Raw genomic sequence first — 20,487 nt, forward strand, 5'->3', positions numbered from 1 at the left:
CCTATTCCTAACTAGACTTCCGCCCAAGGTATGCTTCCATAATCCGTGGATCATTCAGCAAATCCTGCGCCTTTCCATCTGCAACAATTTTCCCGATCTCCAACACATACCCGTAGTCTGATATTTTTAACGCTTGCCTGGCATTTTGTTCAACAAGCAGGACGGTTGTTCCTGTTTCATTGATTTCTTTGATAATTTTAAAAATATCTGCGACAATGAGCGGTGCAAGTCCCATCGACGGTTCATCAAGCAGCAATAGTTTCGGCCTGCTTAGGATGGCTCTCGCAATCGCAAGCATCTGCTGCTGCCCCCCTGACAATGTTCCCCCAAGCTGTTTTTCTCTTTCTTTTAAAATGGGGAATCTCTCAAGGACTTTTTCTAGATCCTGTCCAATTTCATTATCCTTCCGGTGGTAAGCACCCATTTCAAGATTTTCCATAACAGTCATGCCAGCTAATATTTGCCTGCCTTCTGGCACAAGGGCAATGCCTTTTCGTAGAAGCTGATCCGGTCTTAATCCAGTTACATCCTCCCCAAGAAATTCAATCTTTCCTTGCTGTGGTTTTAATAGTCCAGCAACGGTCTTCATTGTCGTTGTTTTCCCTGCGCCATTCGCTCCAAGAATGGTTACTATACTTCCCTCTTCCACTTGCAGATCAATATTTTTTAATACCTGTATATTTCCGTAAAACGCATGAATGCAGCTTACCTTAAGCATATAGCTCATCCTCCTCACTGCCGAGGTATGCTTCAATTACAGCAGGATTATTCTGTATTTCAGCAGGTGTTCCTTCTGCAATTTTCTTTCCAAAATTAAGAACGGCTATCCTGTCACATAGTTTCATCACTAGCGGCATGTCATGTTCAATAAGCAGCACGGTGATTCCCTTGGATTGAATTTTTTTGATGAGCTGGAATAAATCACTTGTTTCCGTTTCATTCATCCCCGCTGCAGGCTCATCCAGCAGAAGCAGCTGCGGATCGCTTGCCATCGCTCTAGCAATTTCCAATCTTCTTTGCTGCCCGTAAGCAAGGTTTTCAGCGGCAACATCCCCATATTCAAGCAGACCTACAAATTCGAGCAGTTCATTTGCTTTCGTTCGGATATTTGCTTCTTCCTTCCGCTGAAATTTCGTCCCAAACACACTTCTGAACACACCGGATTTCGTCCGGCAATGCTCCCCCACCATGACATTTTCTTGTGCTGTCATTTGCGGGAACAGCCTGATATTTTGAAATGTCCGGCAAATTCCCTTTTTCGTGATTTGATGAGATTTGAGTCCATTAATCGTTTGACCTGAAAAGATAATATCGCCTGAAGTTAATGGAAACATGGATGTAATTAAGTTAAACATCGTCGTTTTTCCCGCGCCGTTCGGACCAATAAGCCCAAAGATTTCTCCTTTATTGATTGAAAAAGAGACATCAGACACTGCACTAAGACCGCCGAAGTTTTTACATACTTTTTGTATTTCCAGTACCATGCTTTTGCCCCCTTTTCTTCCCTTTTGTCTTAACCCAATTTAGAAGATTTACATCAATCAAGCCTTGAGGACGAACTGCCATCAGAATAATAATAATTAGACCATAAATCATATAGCGATATTCACTAATAAATCGCAAAACCTCAGGCATTAAAGTTAAAAAGAATGCACCAAATATTGGTCCCCAAATAACTTCACTGCCCCCAAAAACAACGAAGATTAGAATTTCTACAGCCCTGTGATAGGCAAAATCAGCAGGACTTATGTAAGCAAGCACATGTGCATAGAGTGCACCAGCAAACCCTGAAAGCAATGCTCCTTGTGCAAAAGCAAGAACCTTATAGTACGTAATATTAATTCCCATCGATTCTGCCGCTTTTTCGTCCAGCTTAATTGCCGCAAAGGCACGTCCCACCCGTGACCGATGCTGTCTCCTAAAGAACCAAATGACACCAATTGTTATGATAAATAATAGTAGAAAAATCGATAGGAAAATAAATTGGTTATTTTGCAAACCAAGAACCTTTGGATCAAATCCAAAGCCTTTTAACGTACTTAATATTTCCCGACCAATATGTGGAATTCCTGAGATTCCCACTGAACCCTTTGTTAATGATTCCCAGTTGATAAAAACAACCCGGATCACCTCTCCAAATCCAAGGGTCACAATTGCCAAGTAAACACCTTGCAGTCTTAGCGTTGGGATTCCGATTAATATCCCTAATAATGCCGCTACCAATGCCCCAGCAATAATTCCTAATACAATGGGCAAATCAAAATGTATGGTCAAAAGAGCCGATGTGTACGCTCCTATTCCCATAAACCCTGCATTTGCAAGTGATAGCTGCCCGGTTGACAAAGTGATATATACACTGATACCTAGAATGATATTGATCAGAATAAAGGAAGCAACTTGAAAATGATATGGATTAATTAGTTCTGCCAGCATTGGCTCACCTTCTTACGTTGAAATTTTTTGGCCAAATAATCCTTGTGGCCGAATCAGGAGTATGACGATAATAGCCAAGAAGGCAATTGCATCTCGATAGCCCGAATCTCCGTAAACAACAATGAAGGTTTCTGCCAAGCCAAGGATCAGTCCTCCTGCCATTGCTCCTTTCACATTGCCCATGCCGCCCAAAATGATGATCGCAAGTCCCTTTAATCCCATTGATAATCCCATTTGCGGAGTGACAGAGTTAAAGGCCATCCCTACAAGTATGCCGGCAATTCCCCCCATTGCTGATGCAATGATGACGGTCATTGTAATAATTCTTTTCGTATCTACCCCAAGAAGGCTTGCTGTTTCAAGGTTTTCTGCTGTCGCTCGCAAAGCTTTGCCTGCTTTCGTTTTTCCTAGCCAAAAAGAAAGAGCCATCATCAAAATGACTGAAATGACAAAAATAACAATTTGAACTAAGTAGATCGTAATGGACCCAATTTGAAAATTGATTTCAGCGAATGACGCACGAAAAGGATGATTTCCTGCACCAAACAGATGGTGGGAGAGATTTTCCAGTAAAATAGAGACCCCGATTGTACTTATCAAAGGTGCCAGATGCGAAACCCCTTGCTTGTGTCGAAGCGGTCTTAAAGCAAAGCGCTCCAGCATATAGCCCATGACAGCTGTGATCAGAATTGCAGCTAAAAATCCCAGCCAAAGCGGCAATTGCAGAGAGGTTGTAACAAGGACACCGATAAACGCACCAAACATAAAGATTTCGCCATGTGCCATATTAATAATGCCAAGTACTCCAAAAACAAGGGTAAAGCCTAAGGCAACGATCGCATAAATACTGCCAAGGGTTATTCCATTGATTAATTGTTCAATTAGCATGCTGTCTCACCTTCTTACACATTTTTTAATCAATTGCTCGAATATGGAAAAATGACCATCAGCGAAGACTTTATTTCGTCCCGCTGATGGTTCTTGGACATTGCTACTCGAAGATTTTAAATGCACCATCTTCAATGACTAATACTGTAGGATCCATCACAACATCCCCCTCTTCATCAAAGGAGAAATTCCCTAAGATTCCATTAAAGTCTTTGACTTCTGCTAATGCATCACGAAGTGCGTCCCGATCTGCTTCACCAGCATTTTTCAGCGCCTCAGCCATAATATATAGTGCATCATAGGCTTGTGCAGCAAACTGGTCAGGCTTTTTGCCATATTCTTTTTCAAAATTGCTAACAAATTCTTTTACTTTCGGATCATCTTTTTCCCCATACCAAGGTGTAGCAACGATTAATCCATCAGCCGCATCTCCAGCAATTTTGATTACTTCTGGAGAGTTGAAGCCATTTCCGCCTACAAACGGTACATCAATGCCCATCTTACGGGCTTGATCCATAATAACAGCCCCTTCATTATAAAGAGCCGAACAAAGAATCATATCAGGGTTTAAGCCTTTAATTTTCGTCAGCTGTGCATTATAGTCTGATTGTCCTTTTTGGAACGTTTCAATCGTCAAAACCTCAAGCCCCATATCTTCTGCAGCTTTCTTCATCGTATCAAAGCCTGATTTTGTAAATACATCATCATTTCCATATAGAATAGCTACCTTTTTCGCATCATATTTCTCAACAGCTTTTTTCATTGATGCAGGAATAGCCAATGCTTCTGGAATGGAGTTCCGGAAAACATAATCACCAATTTGGGGAATTCCATCTGCTGTCGTTGACGTACCCATAATTGGCACGCCGCTTAAATCAGCTTCAGGTCCAACCACATTCATTTCCGTGCTAAGGGTTGGTCCAATAATCGCTGTTACATTTTCAGAGTTTATTAGCTTTTGTGCTGCTGTTAATGCTTGGTCCTGCTTACCAGCAGAGTCCTCAATCACTAGATTGATATCCACTTCTCCCTTTGCATTAATCTCTTTCTGTGCTAGTTTAAGCCCGCCAGTTATTGCTTCCCCATATGCTGCACCAGGGCCGCTGATATAAGAAACGACGCCGATATCGACTTTTACTGCTCCGCCGCTTCCGCCCTTTCCCTCTTTCTCCCCAGCTGCCTGTTCTCCGCCGCCGCTGCATGCTGACAAAATGAGCATGCTGGACAATACCGAGAACTGAAACAATTTCTTCATTTTCATTGTCAAACCCCCTAGTTTCACAAATAGTATAAATTTTCAAAATCATATAACTATTAAAGTACAAAACTATTAAAAAGTAAACCTATTCTTCTATTATTTTCCTAATGCTATTTCCCAATAATATTAACTCTTCTCCATCCTGGAAAAATAAAAAAACCTAAACTGTCTGCGATTGGTGTCTCGCAAGCGACAATTTAGGTTCTAGTATCCTGACTGGAACGATAGATGTAACTATTGTTGTTTAATATATCCAATTTCTTCAACGATTTGCTGTCCTTCAGGACCTGTCATCCACTCAAGAAAGGGAGTGATCACTGGATTTGGATTATCCTTCAAGGTAATAGCATACAAGGAAGCAGTGAACGGATATTTTCCACTTGATATATTTTCAGGACTAGGCTCTATGCCATCGATGGCTAGCAGTTTAATATCAGGATTGGGATTCATTCCAGTTGCAAAGAAGCGAAAGGAAAATCCAATGGCATTATTATAATTACGATAATCGGCTACCTCTTCCATTATTCCACCCATACCTGCCGGAACTTCTTCTTTTAACGGGTTCATTATAGCTGTATCCCCCATAATTTTTTCCAAGAGCGTTTGGCTCCCAGAATTTTTAGGGCGCTGAAAAGCGATTATTCTTTCATTTTTCCCTTTAAGTTCCGACCAATTCTTAATCTTCCCAGAATAAATCCCTTGAATCTCAGTAACACTTACATTATCTATTTTATTATCAGGGTTTACAAAGAACACAAACGCTTCTTTTCCAATCGGTGTCATCACAAGTTCTTTTCCTGCCCTTTCCGCCATTTTCAGCTGCTCCTCAGATGGTTCCGCGCCAAAGTATATATCTACATCTTTTGAAAGCAGGCGTTCGTATGCATAGATCGTATTTGTAAAGGTGACTTTTTCACCGCTTACATTACTTTTGCTGATATTTTCATAGGTTGCATTTGCAAATGCGGAATAAACTGGAAACGCAGCTTCTGCACCATCTAAAACGGGCATATCCTTTTGAATCTTTATCGTAAATGAAGAAGGTGAATCAAGTTTAGGCAGTTTATTATCTGGGTTTGTTACTTCATAAGGTGTTAAATCTGTACTTGAATATCCCCCACCATAGTCAAAGCCATATGATGGCAATACCGTTTGACTCCGCTGCCATTGAATGACTGCACCCGTTCCAAAACCTATGAATAAGACGGCTGCAATTACGAGCAATTGCTTCCCCCTGAACACTGGACGTTCTCTCCTTAAACCAATAGCCAAAAGGGCTCCCAATAAAAATGACAGTTCGTATGCTACGGGTGCCCATATAAATAAACTCCCTACCCCCATTAATGAGGCCATTAGATAGATTGGTGCAAAGGCAATATGGGAGACCGCAAAAATAAACCATGCATCTGCACCATAAAACCCACTGCTGATCAACATAAAGATCGCCCATAAAAGAGCCGTATAAGCAGCTGGGATAAAAAATAAAGAGATCCTAGTTCCCAGCTGATTCCTAAATTTCTGCTTACTTACTGCAATATAACCAATTACACTCCCCCCAATAATAAGCGGTAACATGGAGGCAAGCATCACCTCATCCAAGCCTGCACTCATTAAAATAAAGGTCAAAAACGATAATCCAAAAGGAATGAAACCAAAATAAATAAGCAAACTCCAAGCATTTTTCATGAAACAAGCACTTCCTCCACTGAAAATAATTTAGTGTAATTTTACACCAAAAGAAAACTAATTACAACTCGAATAAGAAACAACGGGGGTGCCAAGGCAAAAAAAAATGCCACAGATGATCTGTGGCATTTTCTTAATTTATAGTAAGTGTTTTCTTAATTCCTCTGCTGATTTTGGCGATAGATAAACAGGAGGCACTTCAAACACAGATTTTGCTCCAGCCTGACCTTCTTGATTTAAACGATAGGCCGCACGGGCATAAGCAACGAGCACACTTGATGTAAACTCAGGATTGCTGTCAAGGTTTAATGAGAACTCGATTATTTGCTTATTTCTATCTCCTGATTGCCCTCCGCGAATAACAAATCCGCCATGCGGAAGCGCAGAATGCTTTTCTTTTAGTTCCTCTTCAGAAATAAAATTCACTTCTGTCTCATAGTCTGCAAAGTAGTTTGGCATTGTTTTAATCTTTTTTTCAATATCTGCTTGATCATATCCTTCTTTTGTCACTACATAGCAAACACGAAGATGCTTTTCAGCTGTGGATAACTCAGGATTCATTCCGCTTCTTACCTTTTCAACCGCTTCTTTAATTGGAACCGTATATTGCACTGCTCCTTTTACGCCTTCGATTCTGCGAATGGCATCCGAGTGACCTTGGCTCACTCCATCTCCCCAAAAAGTATATGTTTCGCCAACTGGCAGAATGGCTTCAGCCATTAAACGATTAATCGAGAATAGACCTGGGTCCCAGCCGACAGAAATAATACTTGTCTTGCCGTTATCCTTCGCTGTTTTATTAACTGAATCGAAATATTCAGGAATTTTCGCATGCGTATCAAAACTATCAACAGTATTGAACATTTGTGCAAATTGAGGTCCCTGCTCTGGCAGATCTGTGGCTGAACCTCCGCATAAAATCATTACATCGATTTCGTCCTTATACGCTTCTGCATGGGAAATAGGCAACACTTTCAAATTAGGATTATTAACAGAGATACTTTCTGGTGCTCTTCTAGTAAATATCCCCTCTACTACCATGTCGCTGCTTTGTTCAATTGCCGAGACCACGCCTCTTCCAAGGTTTCCGTAGCCAACGATTCCTATTTTTATTTGTTTGTTCATCGTTTTCCCCCCGTATCTCGATTCATTCTAGGATACTAGTTTCCTATTTTTCTATGTTACCCTTTTTTAACACGTTACTCAATAAAAGAAATTCAAAATTATCAGCAAAATTTTACTATATTACAATCATTTAATTACAAATAAAGTGCCCGCCTAATGCCCATACATTTTTGTATAGCCAAGGCAGACACTTTAAATTACAGCATCAAGAAAGCAATTGGTGTAACGATTATAAGTGTAAGGATGACACGCTGAACCCAAATGACAACGAGCTGTGGAATTGTAAGCGGTATTTCTGTCGACACGATGCATGGGACAACGGCAGAAAAGAAAATAATACTAGAAACAGAAACAACTGCGATAACGAACTTTACTACTAATGCGGATTCTGTTACAAGCATAGCAGGCAGGAACATTTCTGCTATTCCAAGGGAACTTGCCTTCGCAACAAGCATCGGATCTGGCAGCTGAAGTGCCCATGTAAATGGATAGAAGATATAGCCAATCCAATCAAAGATCGGGGTAAACTCTGCAAGCACCAGCCCTAATAGTCCAATCGATAGAATAGATGGAAGAATAGCCATAGCCATCAGCAGACCATCTTTAATATTAAGCCAGATATTATCTGTTAATTTTGGAGCATCAGCAACCGTCTCTTTCGCTTCTTTCCATGCAGCAGCAAATAAATTTCCTTTCACCTTCACTTCCGGCTGTGGGTTTGAACCTTCGTAGTATTCATCTTTTATTTTGGACAAGGGCCAGATTCTAACGGTTACAGCAGTAACAAGAAAAGTCACAATGAGTGTAATCCAAAAATAAGTATTCCAAATGTCCATTAATCCGAGGGTTTTCGCTACGACAACCATAAATGTAGCTGAAACGGTAGAAAAGCCAGTGGCTATAATAGCCGCTTCTTTCGCAGTGTATTTTCCTTCTTTATAAATGCGATTTGTAATAAGCAACCCCAAGGAATAGCTGCCTACAAACGAAGCAACTGCGTCAATAGCTGAACGCCCTGGAGTTTTCCATACAGGTCTCATAATCGGTCTCATTAATATCCCAATATATTCAAGCAATCCATATCCGACTAGCAATGCGAGAAAAATAGCACCGATTGGAACGAGTAAGCCCACAGGAATGACTAGCTTATTAAATAAAAACGGCCCCATATCTGGGTCAAACAGCCATGCTGGCCCGATATTAAACACTAACATAATCCCAACAATCAGCCCAATTGCTTTAAATATTGAAAAAACAACATCGACAGATGAATTTTTCCATTTTCCCGATAAAAATGGGTAAACAGCTCCTGCTGCTATTACAAGCAATGCATAATATGGCATAGCTGACGAAGCATTTGCCTGAATATAGGAGACGATATGATCTAGCAAAATAGAATTTTTCCCGCTAATTGTAACAGGTACAAAAAACATAAATGCACCGATAAAACTGTATACAAAAAATTTCCACATTCCCTTAGAATGCTGGGTACTAACCTTTGCTTCTGACTGAATCCCAGACTTATTTGCCATTCCCATTTCATTTTTCCTCCCCTTTTTCTTAACGTGAATATTATCTTTATTTTCATTTTATATAAAAAATTCAGAATTTAAATTATATAATATTGATATTCTTATAATTATCAATCATATAATTTTCTTTCATCATGAAAAATTATAAATGGTTTCAGCAAAAAGCACTTAAAAATATACCTCCTTCACCTAATTCTGACATAAACATAAGACTATCGCTTTATTTTAATCTTTTAAATCGAATTCCTGATCAAAACCATGTATAATAGGTAACTGCAAGATAATAGATTCAAGTAAGGAAGTGTCATAAACGAATGGGTTGGATGTTAGGTATTTTATTTGGAGCAGCTATTGTTCTGCTTATATTATCGTTTGTACAAACAAAGCAGTCTGCTGCGAAAATAGAGCAGCATATAGATCAGGTTTCGTTTTCCTTAATGGATGAAGTAAATCAGCTGCAGCAGCAAATTCGCAATGTTGAGTTCGATACGGAAATTATCGTGCATGAAACAAAGATTTTCGCAGATTCACCGGAGCATCGGACTTTATTGAAAGAAATGCTTGATCTGCACAAACGCGGTTATTCATTTGAAAGCATTGCAACAGAGAAACAGCTAGCGAAAGAAGAGGTAGAGAACTTCCTTTCTCCTTATATAAAAACAAAGGACGAAAGGAGTACTGATATAAATGAAGGCTGAGAAAATGCGCAGCTTTGCAGCAGGTTTAATGATCGCAGCAGGTTTGTGTGGGGCTGTCTATTACTTAGGCTCAGATGAAACAGCAACAACAGCAACAACAAATAAGACCGTTACTGCAAAAATGTCAGAAGATGAAATGAAAAGTTCTTTAGCATCAAAAGGCTTTGTCGTTCACACTGAAGAAGAATGGAACAAGCAGCTTGCTGCCGCTAAAGAAGGCGAAAAGAAACCAAATGAAGAAAAGGTCGTTTACCGGACAGTGCTGACAGTGACTTTAGGTATGACAAGTATCGATGTTGGCAAGGCGCTTGAAAAAGCTCATATCATTAAAAGCGCTAAGGAGTTTTTTAATGAAGTTGAGAAGCGTGGGGTATCAACCAAGTTACGTCCTGGTTCCTATGACCTAGAAAGTGGAATGACGGAAGATCAAATCATAAAAACGATATTCAAATAAAAATGCAGCTGAAATTCAGCTGCATTTTTTTTATGAATCTGCATCCTATTACTTGGCTAGAATTAAGCGATTGGGAAAAATTAATACATATACTGCACTTGAAAAGGAGGTTCCTTAGTGGAATTATCTTGGATGGCTTTTGTAATGATTGTCTTAGCCAGTTATCGATTAACACATTTAATTGTTTTTGATAAGATTGCTGAGCCTTTGAGAAATCGTTTTTTAAAGAAAATAGAAACGGAATCACACGAAATTAAAAAGGTACCTAAATCAATGATTGGATACTTGTTAACTTGTTACTGGTGTACGGGAGTTTGGTCTGCCATTCTTCTCGGCCTGATGTACATCTTGTTCCCTTCCATTGCTAAATACTTTATTTTTATTCTTTCCATTGCTGGGGGCCAAGCCATCTTAGAGACATTTGTTGGTGTGAATATAAAGAAAACTGAAATGTATAATGAAAAAGTGAAACAGAGCAAGAAATAGGAATGACATCTATTTCCATTTTAACCTATACAAATGACAGAATATTCATTATAATTATTCAAATGCTGGAAATTAGGAAAGAAAAAAGTATAGCTACATAAAATGATGAAGGAAAGAAGGGCTGGTGACTAGACGAAAACATGCTGAAAGGAAATATTCATTGGACAAAAAACGGGAATACATGGCTAATGGCTGGGATCATTTTCATCGCTTTCACCTTAAGACCCGCAATAACTGCTGTTGGTCCTTTAGTAGGCTCTATTCGTGCCGATACTGGCATATCAAACGGGTTAGCTGGTTTACTTACCACTCTCCCGCTGCTTGCCTTTGCTATCATGTCACCTTTTACCCCTAAGTTTGCCGAGAGAATTGGCAGCGAATGGTGTGTGCTAATTGGCTTAGTTACTTTAGGTACCGGCATTGTCATGCGCTCCATCGACATGCTCATTTTTTTATTTACCGGAACTGTATTAATCGGTCTAGGCATTGCTATATGCAATGTGCTTTTACCAGGTATTGTTAAACGAAGCTTTCCTCAAAAGGTGGGATTATTAACAGGAATCTATACACTCGCAATGGGATTATGGGCAGGAATGGCTCCAGGGCTCAGTACACCGCTTGCTGAAGGCATGCATTTAGGCTGGCAAGTATCTCTGGGGGTTTGGAGCATTCTCGTGTTCATTGCTGTTATAATTTGGCTTCCACAATTAAAGAGGAAAAGGTTTTCAGCAACTCTCCCCCCTTTAGAATCAACAAACACATCCATTTGGCTCTCACCTATCGCCTGGCAGGTCACCTTTTTCATGGGTTTTCAATCAATGATTTATTTCAGCTTCACAGCTTGGCTGCCGGAAATCCTTCATAGTGAAGGCATGAGCATCTCTGCATCCGGCTGGATGGTCACACTTCTACAATTCTCTGGTTTACCTGCAAACTTTATTATTCCGGTTCTTGCAGACCGTCTTCCGAATCAAAAAAGCATTGCTCTTGGAATTGGCGCCTTTTGTTTCATTGGCCTTGCAGGTCTTCTTTCAAGCGGGAATACGATCATTTCGATCACTAGCATCATTTTTATTGGGATTGCCCTAGGCGCCGCCATTAGCCATTCCTTAACCCTTATTGGTCTTCGTGCAGCAAATGCCAAACAAGCTGCTGACCTATCCGGCATGGCCCAAAGCATTGGGTATTTGTTTGCTGCCCTTGGTCCATTTATCATCGGCTATCTATTCGACTTATTTCATTCATGGACCATTCCTTTAATCTTATTAGGGGCAGTATCCTTATTAATGACCATTGCCGGTTTTGGCGCCGGTCGAAATCAATACGTTCTTCAGCAAAATAGAAAAGAAACCTCAACAACAACAATTGCTTAGTCGAGGCTTCTTTTTTATAGAATCGATGTAGTTAGACAATTGGCGAGCACAAGCGTCCGAGCGCCTATCAAACTTCAAGCCCCATCCCTGCAATACGTCAGCATTGGTTTGCTCGCGATCACTTTGTTTCCTTTATCAAAAGGATGAGCCCTTCTGTATTTATATAGCAATGATCTAGGCGCTTTCGCTTTTCTTATAGAAATTCTATAATTGTTTTTGCCGTCTTTTCTCCATTTTCAATACAGTCAGGAATGCCCACTCCATAATATGAACAGCCTGCAAGGATGATTCCCGGATAAGAACTTTCCAATTTCTGCTCCAGATTTTCAACACATTGACGATGGGTTATCAAATAGTTAGGCATTTGCTCAGACCAATTCGTTACTTGACTAGAAACAGGCTTAGCATTAATCCCTAGGCTCTTTCTAATATCCGATAGTGCAACTTGCAGCAGTTCCTCTTCATTCAGGTCCTTTAATGAATCAAAGGCAGGGTGAACACTTTTATAAAATAGTCTTACTAATAAATGACCATTTTCTGAAGTATGCCCCCACTTCCTGCTTGTCCAAGTACACGCATTGCACTTGAGATCATTATCGTCTGCTGCGATAAATCCCGTTCCGTCCTCTGGAAGAACCTCATCAGGCACATCAAAGCCAACGTACACACTTATAAGCGAGCTATTCTCTAAAGCAGCAAATTCATTTTTAATATCTAGGTCATCCATTAAGCTTTCAGCAGCTGAATGCGGAATTGCCAGTACAATCTGGTCAGCTTCAATGATCTCTTGATTCGTAAAGGTTACTTGATAACAATTGTTGACCTTTTCAATTTTACGCGCTTCCATACCCTTGAAAATTTCAGCCTGTTCAAGTTTTTCTTCAAAAGCATCAATGAGAGCACCTAATCCATTTCTGAACGAAATAAACTTTTGTCCTCCCCCGCTTTGGAATTTCTTTTTATTTGCTTCAAAGCCTTTAATAATACTTCCGTATTCTTCCTTATAATCAAACACATACGGGAGGGTAGAAGCAATCGTTAAATCGCTGAGTTTCCCGGAATAAACGCCGGAAAGCACTGGAGCAATCTGTTTTTGAACAATTTCCTTTCCAAGGAAAAACTCGAGAAATTCACCTATGGAGTCATTCTTCGTGAATGTTTCATTCTTTGTATAAAAATCCTTTAAGGCTTCCACTTTTCCTTCTGCAGAAATAAGCGTGCTTTTGGCTAAGGATTCAACGCTGGCAGGAATCCCAAAAACAGCATCCGCTGGAATAGGCTTTATTTCCCCATCCGTGTAGATGAACGAACGGCCGGAAGCATTATAGACAATTTCACTTTCCAATCCAAGTTCTTCGATGAATGACATCATATTCGCTTTGCGGGTTACAATCGAGTCTGCTCCCGCTTCCATAAGAAAACCGTGTTCCTTAACTGTACGTATTTTTCCGCCAAGGTCACTTGAGGCTTCTGTAAGAATCAGTCTTACATCTGATTGGTTTGCTTTCTTCCACTTATGTAACTCATATATCGCGGATAAACCAGTTACACCTCCGCCAATGACTAAGACTGTTTTCATTTATGCACACCTCTATTTATATACTGAGTTCAACGGCTTCATTATACCATAAGATATTGGATGCACCTCGTGGACATTTTTTGACGTTTTTCCTTCTATATACCTCTCGAAAAGCTGTATTGTTTGTCCAGCTTCATGCATACAGTTGTAAAAAGGAGGGAGTACATGAATACTGCACATTATCAACGATTCATTTGATTCGATATTCAATTGCCTATGTTTTTATAACCTCTGGAGTTATGAAATTAGTAAGTGATGAGCTAGGCAGTTATTTTATCAGTTTAGGCCTGCCTTTTCCCCTCTATCTATTGTATGCTGTTTCACTCATAGAGATTGTCTGCGGCATTCTTATCTTGGCTAATAAACAGGTTAAAAATGCGACAATCCCTCTTATCACCATTATGGCTGCAGCACTGCTGCTGACTAAAATTCCACTTCTTCACACCGGATTCATGCCATTTGCTTTTAATGCCAGGCTAGATCTCATCATGCTCGTCTTACTATTCATTCTTTATAAACGTCCATAAACGTGTCCACGAGCGGTGTGAGTCACTAGCCGTGGACATTTTCTACCCGTTTGTCTGTAAGTGTTTACATTTTTTAGTGTATGCACACGTTGGCCTCTTTTACTATCGCATGGAAACAATATATGATTACTGCATACATAACAACAAAAAAAGGCTCAGTTCTATAACTGAGCCTTTTTCAAATATATTTTAATTAAATATAGGCAGCGTAACAATCACCATCATCACAAATAAGATCGTTATATAATTAACCGAGTAAAGGAAATTCACATGTGCCCACTTCATGTCATCTTTAGTGAAAAACCCGCTTATACTCACAGCAAGCCAGCCAAGATTAATTAATGTGGCAATCACCATGAATACAGTTCCGAGAGAAGCTAGGAAGAATGGCAATGGGAGCAAACAAGCGATATAAATGACCATTTGCCGTTTTGTCATTTCAAATCCATATACAACTGGAAGCATTGCAACCTTTGCAGCCTCATATTCTTTATGCTTCTTCATAGCAATAGCAAACGTATGCGGCATTTGAAAAATAAAGAGGATAAGGAATAATACAATTGGAACTAAATGAAAACCAGATTCAATAGCAGTCCATCCGATCAGGGGCGTAACTGCTCCTGAAACACTGCCGATCACCGTATTTAATGTGTATTTTCTTTTTGACCACATTGTATATAACACAACATAGACGAACCAGCCAATAAACGCATAGATGACCGCTTCAAAAGTTGTAAAAAGCAAAAAGATAAAACCGATGATGGATAAAGAAATCCCCAATGCCAAAACTACTTTTAAAGAGATATTCCCTGTCACGGTTGGACGGTGTTTTGTTCTGTCCATAATCGTGTCAATATCCACATCATACCAATTATTTATAATGAGTGCACCAGCCATAACCAGTGTACTTCCAATCATCGTTAACAAAAATAATGGCCAATGATCAATAAAAGAAGCACCAGTAAAATAAAGAGCTAGCCAAAATCCGCTAAAAACCGGCAGAACATTAGCAATTAACACTGGCGCTTTAAAAAGTGCTCTAAGATCAGTAAGCAACGATGAAGTATTTTGATTATTTGATAGAGCAGCCTTCTGTGGAGATGGCGCTATTTCTTTATTCATCTATATCCTCCCCAAAGAACTTGTTTTAAAAATTCATATACAATGTTACTTCATTTTCAATAAAAAGTCATTTTTATTCGACTAAAAAGATGTTATTTCTATATATTTTTTAATTCCAATTTTTAATGGACGATATAATCTCTAAATAATATTGATACATTAATAGTTTATGCTTGCAGATCGCTATTCTAAAAATGAAAACCCGAAACCCAGAAAAATATCCACAACAAAAAAAAGCAGGTGATTATAGCCCGCTTTTTTCATTATTACAAGTTGTATGCTTCTTCCAAAGAACCAACAAATGTACCTTTGAAGTTCACTTCTTTCACACATTTTTCAACTTGTTTTTTAAAAATCTCAGAATTTGGATTTACAATTACTAGCTTTTTAAACTTTGCTCTTAAATAAATTTTTAAGACAGCAATAATATCTCCCATTACATTCTTTTCAACCGGTTCCTGTTCACGAGCATCCACGATCAATTTATAACTCGAGGGATTAATCGTATTTACCATTGTTTGAAACTCGCTCAAGTATACTTTAGCATCCTCTTCTTTAAAGAAGCCACTCACTTTTACATACACTGTATCTTTCTCATCCTGTAATGTAATATCGTACAATTTACCCAAGACTTTTCCTCCAAAAATTACGCCTAATCTGAAATATTTAATATTATTATACATAAAATTGCAAGTTTCGACAAATTCCCCTAAATTTCTTAACAATAAAGACCCGTCATCCATATGACGAGCCTAAAGTAAATAGTTATTCAGTCCCGAGTGATACTCCAAGTTTTTTTAGATACTGCCGATAGGCAATACTCATTCGGTCACATTTTAATGAAAGTTCCACCTGCAAATCAAGCGGTAAATCCTCCGGTTTCTGATTTTCGACGATTGGCTTATCCTGAGCAAAAATCATATCCTGAAAATCAATAATTTCCTGGTCAGTTGTACCCGTTTTATAGTTAAATGACATGATTCCATAGGCGATTGACTTTCCTTCTGCAACCGGAAGAATGGTAAGTAAAATCGTCATCTTATGGTTCGTATCCGGATCCCTTTTTGTGAATCTAACTGTTAAAGGACGGACAATTTCATATGTGTAGTACACATCCTTTGATTGCCCTGTACCATCTGGATCAGGCTGGAATACGGCAATTTCATCGGAGAATATCCGATCTTCCTCTATATTCACATTGTAATCTCCAATAACCGGGTGCTCTTGTACGCCAAGAAATCCTTCATGAATAAAAGATAAATGGCCAACATCAAGAAAGTTTTCAACAATTCTTGGAGGATTGGCATTGACCTCCTGTGGCCCCCACAATACATTGCGGTAGTTATCATCCGCAAATTCCGGATATGAAAAAAATTTCGGATTGTTGTTATTAAAATTCACCCAAACAAAGCCATAAGCTTCCTTGCATGAGTATTTTATCGCTTTCGCTTTTAATGGGATCGATCTTCCTTCTGGGAGCTGCGGGATCTTAGTGCACGTCCCCTCTGAATTGTATTCCCACCCATGATAGGGACAAACTAGATTCCCATCTTTCACACAGCCTAATGAAAGTGCAGCTCCTCTATGAATACATAAATCTTTGAAAACATGGATTCCTTCTTCATTTCGGAAGAGTACGATTCTTTCTCCCATTAATACGACCTGAACCGGCTCTTCTTTTATATCTTCTGATTTACATGCAACCATCCAATCACTACGTAAAACATTATCTTCGACAATCATTTTTACATTCCCCTTCACAGCTAATTTATCTCTATTGTATGAAGGGCATCTTCTAAAGTCAACAAAAACACGAACATTAAATTATTATTTTTAAAAAATGTACGTAATTTATATTTACTTTTACAACTTCCTTATTTATAATTCAATTATAGTTTTTAACACACGAACAGTGTTTACTTTCCTGAAACTGAGATAAACTATTTCATTTCAAGAGATTCCACAACTTTACTGTATTTTGTTATTCTTTATTCTTTTCATAAATTAACTAAAACTAGTAATGGAGGAGATTTATTCAGTGGAACAAAACAAGCAAAACACGAACAATATAATTGGAGTAGATGAAAAGATTAGTTGGGGCAAGGCTTTTTTACTTGGTATGCAGCATGTACTGGCAATGGATTTATATATTGCTCCCATTATTATTGCTGGCTTACTCGCATTAGATTCAATGAATACAACCTTTTTCATTCAAATGTGTTTTCTCGCGGCAGGTCTTGCAACACTCATCCAAACAATCGGCGGCCTGCGCTTGCCTGTCGTTCAGGGTCCATCCTATGTACCGATTGGGGCACTAGCAGCAATTGGCGGCAAACTTGGACTTGGTGCGGTATTTGGAAGCCTGCTTCCAGGAGCATTAATCATCGCCATCCTCGGCTACCCGCTTAAGTGGTTCGCAAAAGCTGTTCAAAAGATTATTCCGCCGCTTGTTGGAGGAACAGTTATAGTGATTGTCGGAATTTCATTAATGCCGAGTGCTTTCAATAGTATATATAGTGCACCAGGAAATATTGGGCACAACGTGTTAATTGCATTTGTTTCTGCAGCCGTTTTAATCATCTGTATTCTTCTTGGCCGAAAGAAAAAAGGATATGGTACCTTCTTCCGCCTAGTTTCAGTTATCCTAGCCATTATAGCTGGAACAATAACTGCTTCCTTTTTTGGTACAGTTGATTTCTCTTCTGTTAAACAGGCAGCTTGGTTTTCTCTTCCTAGCTTTTTCCCATTCGGGAAACCTGTATTTGATTTACAAGCTATTCTAACAATGGTATTTATCTATTTAGTCATTTTAATAGAAACAACTGGAACATGGTTTGTTGTTTCTACGGTAACAGGCAGTGAACTGAATGAGAAAAGATTAAATCGTGCATCTTTCGGAGAAGGAATTGGCTGTTTCGTTGGCTCTCTTTTCGGGGGAACACCAATGACTGGATATTCCTCCAATGCTGGAATTATCGCTATTACAGGTGTAGCCAGCAGAATGGCCATCATTAGTGCGGGGATCATACTCGTCGCATTAGGCTTAATTCCAAAATTATCCGCTGTCATCACATGTGTTCCGGAACCAGTCATCAACGGAATTTTCGGTGTCGTTTGTGTTGCAATTGTCATGAACGGACTAAAGGTCATTCAAAATGTAGTGATCGACGACCGCAACATGATGGTAATTGGTGTGCCAATCTTATTAACAATCGGCACAATTGTTCTACCAAAGGAACTTTTATATAGCGTGCCTGACTTTGCCAATTATATTTTATCTTCTGGAACAGCAGTTGGAGCCATCGCTACGGTCATTCTTAATTTGATCATTCCAAAAGAACGAGAAAAAGCGGTTGCCGCAGGTGAGGTTCAATAAACATACAGAAAAGACAAGCTTCTAAGAGCTTGTCTTTTCCATTCATCTATCATCTATATTCAAATCAGTTAATACAATAACATTCTGATGCTGCAAAAGACTTGTTACTGGTATTTCCTCCGTTATTTCCCCATTTAATAGTGCTTCCAATGCAAATCTTTTTTTCTCACCTATAGCTATTAGCAGAATACTTTTTGCTCGGAGAATAGTAGAGATTCCCATCGTAATAGCCTTTTTAGGCACCTCTTCAATTGAATTAAAAAACCGTGCATTCGCTTCCCTTGTTGATTCAGCAAGTTCAACAACATGGGATTCACTGCCAAACGGTGTTCCTGGTTCATTAAAACCGATATGGCCATTTTCACCAACCCCTACAATTTGAAGGTCAACCGTTAACGACTTTAATAATTCTTCATAAGCATTTGCTTCTTTTTGAATATCTTTCGCTTCTCCATTAGGTATATTAGCCGCTTTAAATGGCTTCGCATCAAAAAGCTGCCTTTTCATATACGAATGATAGCTTTCGGGATGATCCCTCGGAATACCTACATATTCATCTAAATTTACGCTTTGACAATGAGAAAAATCTAATGTGCTGTTTCTTAGATTCTCGTAAAGCGGAAGCATTGTCCCTCCAGTTGCTAAGCCGAACGTCTCTGCACCGTTCTTTAAATGATTTGAAATAATGTCAACTGCCCTTTTGTACAATTGTTCTTGATTTTGGATGATTTCTAATTTTATAGCCACCCTCTCCTTCCAATATCTTGAATTAATTCATAATAGTGCTACATATGTATTCCATAATACATTAAAAAGGATTGAGCAATCAAACATGTGCTCAATCCCCTATTAGCCTCTTAATCATCTATTTTTTCAAAACTGAATGATTCCCATGGCTCGATTTGATCGAGTAAATAGCGTTCATCGGGAACTACTTTCGCTACAACATTTGTACAGCCTGCATTTGACATAGCTTTTAAGGCGATTTGCAGCTCCCCTTTATAGCGGATGTCTAAATCATTATCTATTGTGATATCCCCTCTCTCTATATTCCGAGTATCATGAGGTGGAAAGGAACCATTTTTATATTTTACTCGCGGCTGTGTACTTCGAATGACATATTCAGATACATCGCCTCGATTAAAATGTGGTTCATCGAATATCACTTTGTTCTCTAATGAACTTGTCAGAGGGAATGTTTCAACTCTTATCTCAAGCTTATTGCGATTCAAACGCCCCAACGCCTCAATTTCTTCCCTCGAAGCATACATATTTCCAATGATTAAATCATCGATCAAACCCGTGTGCCATAGATCCTTCGCTTGAACAACAATTGGCAGGTGACGATGTTCCTCTAATGTCGGCAAGCCATACGGCGTCTCTTCCCAAGGACCAAATTTCGCATCCTTTGAAGAAATCATCGCTGCTGTCCGAATATGATTCTTCTTAAAAAGCATAGAACTTTTGATAAAATGACTGCGTGAAAGCCCAGTATACTTCCTTGGATAAAAGTTATGACAGCCAACAATATTCTCGAGATTCGGCTTATAAGACAAGACATTTTCCACGTACTTTGTCCCATTGCTGCAATTTAACTCTATTTTCATATTCGAAGCATCCAGTGACATGAAAGCTTCCTCCTGGCCTGAAAATCCCATATCTAATCGTAAACCATCTAAATAATAGGATTTCTTAAGCTGCGAAATTTCCCGGAAGGTTAATCCAATTTCCTCCAAGACTGCCGGAGCAACATCTGCAAAAATTTCAAATCCAAGTGTATGCGCGAATTGATTAAGCTGCTGAAGCTTTTCTCTCTGTTCATCATTTTTTAAAGACATTAAGCAGGTAAATATTCGATCAAAACCGTTCGCATATGCCAGCTCCATATATTCCTTTATGTCATTTAACGTACCATGCTGAGAATAAATAGAAATTCCTAATCTCTTCATC

General features: G+C 39.1%; 20 protein-coding genes. 6 read left to right on the forward strand and 14 right to left on the reverse strand.

Going from position 1 to position 20,487, the window contains the following annotated elements; genetic code table 11:
• Positions 1 to 7 precede the first annotated feature (7 nt).
• The 8 genes from ASU02_RS02155 to ASU02_RS02190 form a co-directional block, all read right to left on the reverse strand.
• The gene (locus ASU02_RS02155) at positions 8 to 718 is read right to left on the reverse strand and encodes an ABC transporter ATP-binding protein (protein WP_057760526.1); all 711 of its coding nucleotides are present in this window, start codon (positions 716 to 718) and stop codon (positions 8 to 10) included.
• The gene (locus tag ASU02_RS02160; RefSeq protein ID WP_057760528.1) at positions 711 to 1,484 is read right to left on the reverse strand and encodes an ABC transporter ATP-binding protein; all 774 of its coding nucleotides are present in this window, start codon (positions 1,482 to 1,484) and stop codon (positions 711 to 713) included. The genes ASU02_RS02155 and ASU02_RS02160 overlap by 8 nt, the downstream gene beginning before the upstream one ends.
• Complete coding sequence (locus ASU02_RS02165) at positions 1,456 to 2,433, reverse strand: branched-chain amino acid ABC transporter permease (RefSeq protein ID WP_057760529.1); 978 nt, start codon at positions 2,431 to 2,433, stop codon at positions 1,456 to 1,458. Before ASU02_RS02165 ends, ASU02_RS02160 begins: the two co-directional genes overlap by 29 nt.
• Positions 2,434 to 2,445: 12 nt before the next feature.
• Complete coding sequence (locus tag ASU02_RS02170) at positions 2,446 to 3,321, reverse strand: branched-chain amino acid ABC transporter permease (RefSeq protein ID WP_057760531.1); 876 nt, start codon at positions 3,319 to 3,321, stop codon at positions 2,446 to 2,448.
• 103 nt (positions 3,322 to 3,424) lie between these two features.
• Positions 3,425 to 4,582, reverse strand: a complete 1,158-nt coding sequence (locus tag ASU02_RS02175) for an ABC transporter substrate-binding protein (protein ID WP_057760533.1) — start codon at positions 4,580 to 4,582, stop codon at positions 3,425 to 3,427.
• 231 nt (positions 4,583 to 4,813) lie between these two features.
• Positions 4,814 to 6,265: a PstS family phosphate ABC transporter substrate-binding protein gene (locus ASU02_RS02180; protein WP_057760535.1), complete on the reverse strand. Its 1,452-nt coding sequence runs from the start codon at positions 6,263 to 6,265 to the stop codon at positions 4,814 to 4,816.
• 138 nt (positions 6,266 to 6,403) lie between these two features.
• Positions 6,404 to 7,390 (reverse strand): diaminopimelate dehydrogenase, encoded by a 987-nt coding sequence (locus tag ASU02_RS02185; protein ID WP_057760537.1) that lies wholly within the window; start codon positions 7,388 to 7,390, stop codon positions 6,404 to 6,406.
• A gap of 197 nt (positions 7,391 to 7,587) precedes the next feature.
• Positions 7,588 to 8,922, reverse strand: a complete 1,335-nt coding sequence (locus tag ASU02_RS02190) for a YjiH family protein (RefSeq protein ID WP_057761088.1) — start codon at positions 8,920 to 8,922, stop codon at positions 7,588 to 7,590.
• A 314-nt stretch (positions 8,923 to 9,236) separates the two neighbouring features.
• On the opposite strand from ASU02_RS02190, the gene ASU02_RS02195 reads away from it, so the two are divergent.
• From ASU02_RS02195 to ASU02_RS02210, 4 genes are all read left to right on the forward strand, one after another.
• Entirely contained in the window at positions 9,237 to 9,620 is a 384-nt protein-coding gene (locus ASU02_RS02195; RefSeq protein WP_057760539.1) for a hypothetical protein, read from the forward strand.
• Entirely contained in the window at positions 9,610 to 10,074 is a 465-nt protein-coding gene (locus ASU02_RS02200; RefSeq protein WP_057760541.1) for a hypothetical protein, read from the forward strand. The genes ASU02_RS02195 and ASU02_RS02200 overlap by 11 nt, the downstream gene beginning before the upstream one ends.
• 132 nt (positions 10,075 to 10,206) lie before the next feature.
• Entirely contained in the window at positions 10,207 to 10,560 is a 354-nt protein-coding gene (locus ASU02_RS02205; RefSeq protein ID WP_057761090.1) for a DUF1360 domain-containing protein, read from the forward strand.
• A 140-nt stretch (positions 10,561 to 10,700) separates the two neighbouring features.
• On the forward strand, positions 10,701 to 11,933 hold the full coding sequence (locus ASU02_RS02210) for a CynX/NimT family MFS transporter (protein WP_057760543.1): 1,233 nt from the start codon (positions 10,701 to 10,703) through the stop codon (positions 11,931 to 11,933).
• 193 nt (positions 11,934 to 12,126) lie between these two features.
• Here ASU02_RS02210 and ASU02_RS02215 read toward each other — a convergent pair whose 3' ends face one another.
• Complete coding sequence (locus ASU02_RS02215) at positions 12,127 to 13,512, reverse strand: protoporphyrinogen oxidase (RefSeq protein WP_057760545.1); 1,386 nt, start codon at positions 13,510 to 13,512, stop codon at positions 12,127 to 12,129.
• Between the two features lie 194 nt (positions 13,513 to 13,706).
• Between ASU02_RS02215 and ASU02_RS26810 the strand changes: the two genes are divergently transcribed.
• Positions 13,707 to 14,039 carry a DoxX family protein gene (locus ASU02_RS26810; protein WP_269745957.1) on the forward strand — a complete coding sequence of 111 codons (333 nt, stop codon included), beginning with the start codon at positions 13,707 to 13,709 and terminating at the stop codon, positions 14,037 to 14,039.
• A 189-nt stretch (positions 14,040 to 14,228) separates the two neighbouring features.
• On the opposite strand, the gene cyoE is transcribed toward ASU02_RS26810, so the two are convergent.
• From cyoE to ASU02_RS02235, 3 genes are all read right to left on the reverse strand, one after another.
• Positions 14,229 to 15,161 (reverse strand): heme o synthase, encoded by a 933-nt coding sequence (gene cyoE, locus ASU02_RS02225; RefSeq protein ID WP_057760547.1) that lies wholly within the window; start codon positions 15,159 to 15,161, stop codon positions 14,229 to 14,231.
• A 266-nt stretch (positions 15,162 to 15,427) separates the two neighbouring features.
• A complete protein-coding gene (locus ASU02_RS02230) occupies positions 15,428 to 15,790 on the reverse strand; it encodes a hypothetical protein (RefSeq protein ID WP_057760549.1) in 363 nt (120 codons plus the stop codon).
• Between the two features lie 136 nt (positions 15,791 to 15,926).
• Entirely contained in the window at positions 15,927 to 16,904 is a 978-nt protein-coding gene (locus tag ASU02_RS02235; protein ID WP_057760551.1) for an aromatic ring-hydroxylating dioxygenase subunit alpha, read from the reverse strand.
• A gap of 295 nt (positions 16,905 to 17,199) precedes the next feature.
• Between ASU02_RS02235 and ASU02_RS02240 the strand changes: the two genes are divergently transcribed.
• A complete protein-coding gene (locus ASU02_RS02240; RefSeq protein WP_057760553.1) occupies positions 17,200 to 18,537 on the forward strand; it encodes a uracil-xanthine permease family protein in 1,338 nt (445 codons plus the stop codon).
• Positions 18,538 to 18,579: 42 nt separating this feature from the next.
• On the opposite strand, the gene ASU02_RS02245 is transcribed toward ASU02_RS02240, so the two are convergent.
• Entirely contained in the window at positions 18,580 to 19,284 is a 705-nt protein-coding gene (locus ASU02_RS02245) for a glucosamine-6-phosphate deaminase (protein WP_232426126.1), read from the reverse strand.
• A 110-nt stretch (positions 19,285 to 19,394) separates the two neighbouring features.
• Entirely contained in the window at positions 19,395 to 20,486 is a 1,092-nt protein-coding gene (locus ASU02_RS02250) for a DUF871 domain-containing protein (RefSeq protein WP_057760555.1), read from the reverse strand.
• Position 20,487 lies beyond the last annotated feature (1 nt).

This window comes from Cytobacillus praedii (assembly GCF_001439605.1).
Taxonomy (GTDB): Bacteria; Bacillota; Bacilli; order Bacillales; family Cytobacillaceae; genus Cytobacillus; species Cytobacillus praedii.